The sequence below is a fragment of the Ruegeria sp. BHSA191 genome, from assembly GCF_059613325.1.
The window spans coordinates 1-9,198 of record NZ_JBXWSH010000032.1 but is presented as its reverse complement, the minus strand read 5'-3'; the positions used below and the strand labels follow the sequence as shown (position 1 = coordinate 9,198).

Annotated in this window: 8 protein-coding genes; 3 read left to right on the top strand and 5 right to left on the bottom strand. The window is 66.4% G+C overall.

The features are described from left to right. Positions 1-259 precede the first annotated feature (259 nt). The 3 genes from AC2FNS_RS17920 to AC2FNS_RS17910 form a co-directional block, all read right to left on the bottom strand. On the bottom strand, positions 260-1,798 hold the full coding sequence (locus AC2FNS_RS17920) for a tripartite tricarboxylate transporter permease (RefSeq protein WP_496680135.1): 1,539 nt from the start codon (positions 1,796-1,798) through the stop codon (positions 260-262). A gap of 9 nt (positions 1,799-1,807) precedes the next feature. Then, positions 1,808-2,239, bottom strand: a complete 432-nt coding sequence (locus AC2FNS_RS17915; protein WP_496680137.1) for a tripartite tricarboxylate transporter TctB family protein — start codon at positions 2,237-2,239, stop codon at positions 1,808-1,810. A gap of 78 nt (positions 2,240-2,317) precedes the next feature. Further along, the gene (locus AC2FNS_RS17910) at positions 2,318-3,286 is read right to left on the bottom strand and encodes a Bug family tripartite tricarboxylate transporter substrate binding protein (RefSeq protein WP_496680139.1); all 969 of its coding nucleotides are present in this window, start codon (positions 3,284-3,286) and stop codon (positions 2,318-2,320) included. A 158-nt stretch (positions 3,287-3,444) separates the two neighbouring features. Between AC2FNS_RS17910 and AC2FNS_RS17905 the strand changes: the two genes are divergently transcribed. Genes AC2FNS_RS17905 through AC2FNS_RS17895 form a run of 3 tightly spaced genes read left to right on the top strand, consistent with a single transcriptional unit; the run spans position 3,445 to position 6,543 of the window. Further along, positions 3,445-4,116, top strand: a complete 672-nt coding sequence (locus AC2FNS_RS17905; protein ID WP_496680140.1) for a response regulator transcription factor — start codon at positions 3,445-3,447, stop codon at positions 4,114-4,116. Then, a complete protein-coding gene (locus AC2FNS_RS17900) occupies positions 4,109-5,506 on the top strand; it encodes a sensor histidine kinase (protein ID WP_496711049.1) in 1,398 nt (465 codons plus the stop codon). The genes AC2FNS_RS17905 and AC2FNS_RS17900 overlap by 8 nt, the downstream gene beginning before the upstream one ends. Continuing rightward, a complete protein-coding gene (locus tag AC2FNS_RS17895) occupies positions 5,503-6,543 on the top strand; it encodes an ABC transporter substrate-binding protein (RefSeq protein ID WP_496689428.1) in 1,041 nt (346 codons plus the stop codon). Before AC2FNS_RS17900 ends, AC2FNS_RS17895 begins: the two co-directional genes overlap by 4 nt. Here AC2FNS_RS17895 and AC2FNS_RS17890 read toward each other — a convergent pair. Then, on the bottom strand, positions 6,540-8,060 hold the full coding sequence (locus tag AC2FNS_RS17890; protein ID WP_496797553.1) for a heme biosynthesis protein HemY: 1,521 nt from the start codon (positions 8,058-8,060) through the stop codon (positions 6,540-6,542). The two genes, AC2FNS_RS17895 and AC2FNS_RS17890, sit on opposite strands and share 4 nt — an antisense overlap. A gap of 10 nt (positions 8,061-8,070) precedes the next feature. Continuing rightward, positions 8,071-9,198, bottom strand: a 1,128-nt coding sequence (locus AC2FNS_RS17885) for a COG4223 family protein (protein ID WP_496803936.1), incomplete at its 5' end; no start/stop codon positions are given.

The window sequence follows — 9,198 nt, the reverse complement described above, 5'->3', positions numbered from 1 at the left end:
TGGCCCGACAGGCACCATGCCCGGAGGCGCGAATTCCAGCGCGGTGACGAGTTCGTCGATGGCCTGACGGTCATCCGGGCGGATCGTCGGCCACTGTTCCAATTCGAGAATCTGCGCTGCCTGTGGCACTGGCTTCGCCTGCTGCCTGCGTCTGCGGACCCGTCCTGCCTAACCTGCACGAGAAAATCGTCAACAGCGCAACCCGACCCCCGAGGGCCGCCGCCCGCCCGGATGGGCGGAGGGCGGGATGGCGCGGCGGTCAGTCGCTGATCGCGCCTTCTTCGTCGCGGCGCTGGTGCATCCGGGCCTTGACCCGCGCACCCACGATCAGCGGCAGGATGAAGCCGATCACGGCGATGGTCCACAACCCGATGGACAACGGGCTGTCGATCAGGGTCCACCAGTTGCCATTGTCGATGGTCACGGCGCGGCGCAGGTTGTTCTCCATCGCGTTGCCCAGCAGGGTGCCCAGGATGATCGGGACCAGCGGCACGTCCAGCTTGCGTAGGACCCAGCCCATCACGCCGAACCCGATCATCACCAGCAGATCGAAGGTGGACCCCGAAATGCCGTAGATGCCGACAAAGCTGACCATGGCCACGATCGGCATCAGGATGCGCGACGGGATCATCAGCACGCGGGTGAACAGGCCCACCATCGGGATATTCATGGCCAGCAGCATGAAGTTGGCGATGAACAGCGCGGCCACCAGCCCCCAGACCACATCCGGGTTCTGGGTGAACAGCAGCGGCCCCGGCGTGATGTTCAACGCCAGCAGCACCGCCAGCAGCACCGCCGTGGTGCCCGACCCCGGCACGCCCAGCGCCAGCATCGGCACCAATGCGCCCCCGGCGGCGGCGTTGTTGCCGGCCTCGGGCGCGGCCACGCCGCGCGGATCGCCGGTGCCGAAGGTGTTCTCCTTATCCACCAGCCGCTTTTCCATCGTGTAGGAAATGAACGACCCCAAAGAGGCGCCCGCGCCCGGCAGAACCCCCGCGATGAAGCCCAGAAACGAGGTGCGCAGCATCGTGGGCGTGCAGCTTTTGATCATCGACATCGGCGGATACAGCTTGCCGATGTTCAGCTTGCGGCCCTCGGCATCGGACCCTCCATGGCGATGTTCCAGAAAGATGAACACCTCGGACAGGGCGAACAGGCCGACGATGGCCACCAGAAAATCCAGCCCGTCATACAGATGCACTTCGCCGAAGGTAAAGCGCGGCACGCCGGTCTGGGTGTCCACCCCGATGGTCGCAAGCCCAAGGCCCAGCGCGGCGGCAAAGGCCGATTTCGCCTGGTTGGTCGAAGACACGCCGCCCAACGTCATGAAGGCCAGCGCGAACAGGGCGAAATATTCAGCCGGGCCGAACAGCAGGGCGATCTTGACCAGCTGCGGCGCCAGCACGATTAGGCCCCAGGTCGCCAGGAACGCACCCACGAACGAGGCGATTCCCGACAACGACAGCGCCTCGCCCGCCAAGCCCTTCTTGGCCATGGGGTGCCCGTCAAGACAGGTCATCATCGCGGGCTCGTCACCGGGGATGTTCAGCAGGATCGACGAGATCCGCCCCCCGTACATCGCCCCGTAATAGACACTGGTCAGCAGGATCAGCGAGGGCGTCGCGCCCAGCCCCAGCGTGAAGGCCAGCGGGATCAGGATAGCCACGCCGTTCGACGGGCCCAGCCCCGGCAGCGCGCCCATGACCGTACCCAGAAAGCAGCCCAGCAGGGCCAGCATCAGGTTCTGCCAGGTCAGCGCGATGGCGAACCCATCGCCCAAGGATGCAAGAGTTTCCATGATGCCCCCCTAGAACCCCAGCGGCCCTTTGGCCAGTGACAGGCCCAGAACCAGGTGGAAAATGACATAGATGCCCAGCGAAGTGCCAATTCCGACAAGGATGCACTCGATCGGGCCCGAACCCAGCCGCCAAGCCAGATAGGTGGCGGCAAAGGCCGTGGCGATGACGAACCCCGCAACCGGCAGCAGTTCGGCATACAGGATCAGAACGACCACGGCGGCGCCGACCTCGACCAGCCGGCCCAGCGCGGGCCATTCGGGTTCGGCATCCGGGCGCAGCGCGATGATGGCGCTGGACACGCCCAGAATGGCGGCGATGATCAAAGGAAAGGCCTTGGGCCCAACGGCATCGGACAGAAAGCTTTCTTCGATCGCCAGGGCGGATATCGCGAATCCGATGGCGAGAAGCAGCCCGACGACCCCGAAGATGCGGTCACTCATCGGTGTCTCCTGTTGTTCGGGATGAAAAAGTGCGGGCGCCACACGGTTGCGGCACCCGCCTGCACGTGAGTGGTGCGGTTACTTGATGATCCCGATCTCTTTCGAGATCGCCTGGATCTGGGCCACCGAGTCAGCGACGAAGTTCTGGAAGTCTTCGCCCTGCAGGTCCAGCGGGGCCAGGCCGTTGGCGGCCATCACTTCTTTCCACTCGTCCGAGGCATAGAGCTGACCGATCTTGGACACCCAGTCATTGTAGGCCTCGTCCGACATGCCGCCGGGGGCATAGAAACCGCGCCAGTTCGCACCGATAGCGTCCACACCCTGTTCCTTGGCGGTCGGGAAATCGGCGAATTCGCCAGGCAGACGTTCAGGCGCCAGAACAGCGATCACCTTGATGTCGCCGGAATCCACGAAGCCCTTGGCCTCGGAGATATCGCCGGTGAAGGCCTGGACCGAGCCGGCCAGCAGCTGGGTCACCGCCTCGCCGCCGCCGTCAAACGCGATGTATTTGACCGAGCGGACATCGTCGATGCCATAGGCGTTGGCCGCGATCAGCACCTTCAGGTGGTCCCAGCCGCCCACGGCCGAGCCGCCCGCGACCGAAACCGAGGACGGGTCGGCTTTGATCTGGTCCAGCAGCTCGGGCAGGGTATTGACCGGGCTGTCGGCAGCCACGGCGATCACGCCATAATCGGCGCCGATCGCGGCCAGCCAGCGGACCTGATCCATGGTGTTCCCCGGATAGGCGCCCTGGGCCAGACGAGTTGCGGTTGCGGCGCTTGCGGCGACGATCAGTTCGTTGTCGTCATTGCGCTTGTTCACCACCTCGGCAAAGGCCACGCCCCCGCCGCCACCGGCCAGGTTCACCACCTGCATGGTCTGGTCGATCAGGCCCAGATCCTGCAGCGACTTGCCCACCTGACGGCAGGTAAAGTCCCAACCCCCACCCGGGTTGGCCGGAGCGATGCATTCCGCCGCGTTGGCGGCAAAGCCAGTCAGGGCAAAGACTGCGGCGGCTACGACGCCGCCGGTTCCAAACAGTTTCATTCGGTTCTCCTCCTCAGGTCATTCTGGCCGTCTTGTGTGCGGCCGAAACCGATTCCCGCAGGGGCCGCGTGGCGCAGCCCTTTCTTGCAGGTTGGTTTTCTTTACCGAATAATGCTGTCACGAACCTGTCACGGTGCGACGGGCGATCGGGGGAGGCCATGCGTGTATTGATGATCGAGGATGCCGAGGATCTGGCCGAGGGCGTCGTGGCCCATCTGGGTCGGTCCGGTGTGGTGTGCGATCTGGCGACCTCGGTCGAGGCGGCCCATGATTTCCGCGCGGTCCAGTCCTATGACGCGATCCTGCTGGACATCAACCTGCCCGATGGGTCGGGCCTGGGCTTTCTGGACCGGATTCGCGCCGCCGGAGACCGCACGCCGGTTCTGATGCTGACCGCGCTGACCGCAGTCGAGGACCGGGTCGCCGCGCTGGACAAAGGGGCCGACGATTATCTGGGCAAGCCCTTCGACCAGCGCGAGCTCGAGGCGCGGCTGCGCGCGCTGGTGCGCCGCGACGCCGACCGCAAGAGCGAGCAGATCACGCTGGGCCCGCTGGTCTATGCCCCCAAGGACCGCAGCGCCACGCTGGGCGGCAAACGCCTGAACCTGACCGCGCGCGAGGCCGCCGTGCTGGACGCCCTGATCCGGCACGAGGGGCAGTTCCTGTCCAAGGCGCGACTGTACGACTCGCTCTATGGGTTCGAGGATGCCGATGTGGGCGTGAACGCGATCGAGCTGTATATCGCCCGGCTGCGCAAGAAATTCTTGGGTAGCGGCGTGGCCATCACCACCCAGCGCGGGGTCGGGTACCGGATCGGCCTGCATGGTTAGGCTGCCCCTGCCCCACAGCCTGACCGCCCGGGTGCTGAGCGCGGTGATGCTGATCCTTGTTCTGGGCGGCGTGCTGGTCGGCCTGTCGATCTGGGCCAACGGCCGGCTGGCGGCGCGTCAGGCCTATGACAGGCTGCTGCTGGGCGCGGCCAGCGACATCGCCGAATCCGTGCGCATCCAGGACGGCCAGCCCATCGTCGACCTTCCCGTTTCAGCGTTTGAGCTGCTGGCCCAAGCCCCGGATGACCGGATCTATTACGCGGTGCGCGGGCCCGACGGGCGCTTTATCACCGGGCTGGACCCTGACACGGTGATCGCGCCCCCGCAGCCCGTCAACCAGTCGGCCCAGTATTTCGCGGCCGACTTGAACGGGGAACCGGCCCGGTTCGTCCGACTGCCCCGCCTGTTCGCCGAGCGGGACTTTTCCGGCGAAGTCGAAATCGTGGTCGGGCAGACCTTGCTGGCACGGCGCGCGATGACCACTGGCCTGATGCTCGATGCGCTGCTGCCGATGGCGGTGGCCGGCGCGTTGCTGCTGATCATGTCGTGGTTCGTCACCCGTTCGGCGCTGCACCCGCTCGAGGCGATGTCGGATGACCTGATCCGCCGAGACCCCTATGACCTGACGCCCGTGGCCAGCGACCGGCTGCCGCGCGAACTGCAGGTCATGATCGCGGCGATGAATCGGTTCATGGGGCGGCTGGACCGGCAGGTTCTGTCGATGCGTAACTTGATCGCCGACACCGCGCATCAGTTGCGCACCCCAGTCGCAGCGATCCGGGTGCAGGCAGAGATCGCCCAAGCCGACCCCGACAGCCCCGCCGGGCGCCGGGCGCTGGACCGGTTGCTGACCCGTACCCGGTCATTGGGCACGCTACTGGATCAGCTTTTGTCGCGCGCGATGGTCATCCACCGCATCGACAGCGCCCCGCGCTTGCCGGTCGATCTGCGCGAAGTGGCGCTCGAGGCGCTGGAGCAGAGCGACCACGAGGTGATCGCCCCCGGCGTCGAGGTGCATCTGAAAATCGGGGAAGACCCGGTCTGGGTGCGGGGCGATGCGTTTTCGCTGGGCGAAGCCACCAAGAACCTGCTGGGCAACGCGCTACGCCACGGCAAGGCCCCGGTCAGCATCGGGGCCAGCTTGGACGGTGGCCGCGCCGTTCTGTGGGTGCACGACAGCGGCCCGGGGCCGGACAAGTCGGTATCCGCCCGGCTGGGCGACCGGTTCAACCGCAACGCAGGCTCGGGCGAGGACAGCAGCGGGCTGGGCCTGTCGATCGTCAAATCCACCGCCGAGGCCTTTGACGGCACCGTCGAGATGACCCGCACCGATGACGGGTTTCGCGTATCGCTCAGCTTTCCGGCGGCCACCGAAGGAACAGGCGCATGATACGGTTTCTGATCCCGCTGGCCCTGTGTCTGCTGATGCCTGCTACCCGCACTGCAGCGCAGGAGGCGGTGACCGAATTCGGCACCGGGCCTGCCCCCCTGCTGGTGCGCTCGACCACGGATATCGGCATCATCCGCCCGGTGATGGAGCAGTTCGCGGTGCAAAACCCCGACCTGACCATCACCTATGAACAATGGGGCTCGAACGCGCTGTTCCAGCACAGCAAGACGGCCTGCAAGACCGGCGACAGCCCGGCGGATGCGGTGTTTTCCTCGGCCGTTCAGCAGATGGTCTGGCTGGTCAATGCCGCCTGCGCCCATCGCTACAGCTCGGCCCTGACGCAGGCGCTGCCCCCGGCCCGGCGCTGGCGGGACGAGCTGTGGGGGATTACCACCGAACCCGCCGTTATCGTCTACAACAAGGACCGTCTGGACGATCTGGAGGTGCCGCGCAGCCGCTTTGCCCTGCTGGACGCGATGCGCACCCGCCCCGACCTGCTGCGCGGCCGGGTAGCGACCTATGACATCGCGGCCTCGGGGCTGGGCTTCCTGTTTGCCTATGGCGACAGTCTCGAGGCCACCACCTTTGGCTCGTTGATAGAGGGCTTTGCCCGGATCGACGCGGTGGCCACCTGTTGTTCGGCCGAGATCATCCGCGACGTGGCCCGGGGACGGTTCCTGATCGCCTACAACGTGCTTGGCTCATACGTGGCCAACGCGCAGGACCCCGCGGTTGGGGTGATCCTGCCCGAGGATTACACGCTGGTGCTGTCCCGCGCTTTCATGATCCCGAGAAACGCGGGCAACAGCGCGGGCGGGCAGCGGCTGCTGGATTTCCTGCTGTCGCCGACGGCGCAGGATCTGCTGGCCCGATCGGGGTTGGTGGCGCGGATGGATGCGGCCGAAACCGGCCTTGCGCCCAGCGCGCGCCGATTCATTCCCCTGTCACCCGCCCTGCTGGTGGCCAGCGACCCGAACCGCCGGGCCGAACTGTTCAACCTGTGGAATGACGCCTTCGACGTGGAAACCGCCCGCTAGGCGGTTTTGCCGGTATTCTCAGGAACCGGCTCTGCGCCGCCTTCGTCCGGTGCCGCCGCGCCCTCGGGCTCGGGTTCGATGACCTCTGGCGCTTCGGCATCTTCGATCTCGGCCTCCTCGACCTCGTTCGATTGATCCTCGAGCGCACCCACGATCAGCGGCAGCATGTGAACGCCGGTCGCGGTGGCAATCTCGGGCGTTTTCGGCCTCTGCCAACTCAGCGTATCGAAGCTGTGGCAGGTGGAACAGACCGGAGCCCATTCGGCATGGATGTCGTGGCAGTTCTCGCAGACCCATTGCGGCCCGCGCGGCGCGTTCAGCGCCTTGGCCAGCCAGCCCTGAACCACCGCGTCCGACGCCCCCTCGCCCCGTTCGATCGCGGCCATCAGCGTATAGGCCCGCGCGTCGGCGCCCTTCTCGACCAGATCGCCCAGCACACGGCGGGCTTCGGGGAAATCCTCGGCCACGATGTTCAGCTCGGAGCGGATCAGGCGGGTCTCGGGGTGGTCGGGGTGGATGCGGGTCAGGGTGGCAAAGCGCTTGATCCGCTCTTCGGATGTCTCGTCCGGGGCGATCTCGGCAAAGGCATGGGCCAGGTCGGGATGCGGCTGCGCCTCCCATGCCTTTTTCAGAATTTTGGTCGCCGCGCGCGGCTTGCCCTTGGCGATATAGGCCCGCGCGGCCATCGCGGCGGCGGGCACCAGATCGGGCGACAGGCGGTTGGCCTCAATCGCGCGCTCCTGCTGTTCGACGGTGGCGGACTCGTCCAGAATGTCCTTGGCCTCGGACAGGGCCAGCACCGCGTCGCGGCGGCGATAGACGTCGCGCGGCAGGTATCCCGCCTTCAGCTTGGCGGTCAGGGTCGAGCGCGCCCCGGCCCAGTCTTGCGCCTTGGTCTGCAGGTTCAGCAGAACGTCCTGCGTTTCTTCGTGCCGCGGCTTCAGCTGCAACGCCTTCTCGGCCAGCTTGCGGGCTGTGTTCTCGTCCCCCTCGGCCAGCTTCTGCTTCAGAATGCCCCGCACCCCGACGAAACGCGTCGCCGGATCGCTCACCAGCTTCTTGTAGGTCTCGGCCGCCTTTTTCGTGTCGCCGGTCATCTCGGCCGCCTGGGCCACCAGCAGGTTGGTCAGTTCAGGCTTGTTCAGCAGCTTCTCGGCCTTGCGGGCCTTGGTCAGCGCGATGCGCCCCTCGCCCGAGGCCAGCGCCATCAGCCCGTCGGCCAGCGCCTGGTATCCGCGTTGCTCGCGGCTGCGGTCGAAATAGCGTGACAGGGCGGTTTCGTCACCATTGATGAATTTCAGCGTGGCGATCAGCAGGCCCAGCAGCTTCAGCCCCAGCCAAACGGCAAAGACCAGAACCCCCAGCGCGATGACCGATTGCAGCGGGCTGAGCGTGATTTCCTGCCCCAAGGCTGTGATCTGAACGCCGCCGCTGGATTCCATCAGGTAACCGGCGCCCATCGCCAGCAGGCCGACAATCACGACAAAAACAAGGATCTTCAACAATGACCACAGCATGACAGGCCCTTCAGTTCGAGTTCACGCCGGAAACCAGCGCATTGACGGCAGTCTCGGCCTCCAGCCGGGTCTTTGCCGCCTGTATCCATTCGGCCATGGCCGGTTTCGCGGCCTCGGGCAGCGCGTCCAGCTCGGTAAGGGCCGCCGCCAGATCGCCCTTGCCCATCGCGGCCTGCGCGCGCGACAGGATGGCGTCGGGGTCGCTGCCCTCTTTCGGCGTGACCGAGCGCGCCCCGGTCTGGCGTTGCAGAAACGCGATCAGGCCCGTGCCCTTGTCCGCCGAGCGGGCATCGGCCAGCGCCGCGCGGGCGGCGGGCGGGAAGCCATCGCGCAGATCGGCAAGGGTGGCCACGCCGTCATCGGCCGGTCCCGAAAGGGCATCCGGCACGGAAACACCACCGGCTTGTAACTGGGCGACCAGTTCCGAATACGGGCCACCTGCGTCCAGTTGGCCCCGGATCTTGGCCAGCGTCGCCAGGTTTTCGGCCGCCTGTGCCTGAGCCTTGGCCTGCGCTTCCTGCGCCTGGGCGTCAGCCACCATCTTTTCGACCTCGGCGCGTTGGCCGGCCAGAGAGTCCTGCAGTTTCTTCAGCTCGGCCTCGACTGCGGCAACCGTTTCGGGCGACGCCGCCTCGGTCAATGGGCGCGCCTCGAGCTTGGCGACCCGCTCGGCCAGCGGGTCGATTTTGCCGGACAGGGCGTCGAGGCTGGATTTGATGGTGGAGATCTCTCTTTCGATCGGCGCCAATTTGGCGCTCAGCGCGGCAATCTCGGCGGTCGGGTCCGGGGCTGCAGCCAGCTGCTTGCCCAAGGCGGCCAGTTCCTCGGCCTGACCGGACAGCTTGGCCTCGAGCGCCGCAATGGCCTCGGACGGGTCCGACCCGACAGGCCAGAGCAAATCACTGCGCCCGGCGGCAAAACCGATCGCGGCGGCAACCACCCCGCCGATCAAGGCCGGCAGAAATCCACCGCGTCGGGGCGTGGTTTCCTGTTTGGGCGGTTCTGCCTGCATATCATGGGATCGGGCTTCGGCTTCGGCTTCGGCTTCGGCTTCGGCTTCGGCTTCGGCTTCGGCTTCGGCTTCGGCTTCGGCTTCGGCTTCGGCTTCGGCTTCGGCTTCGGCTTCGGCTTCGGCTTC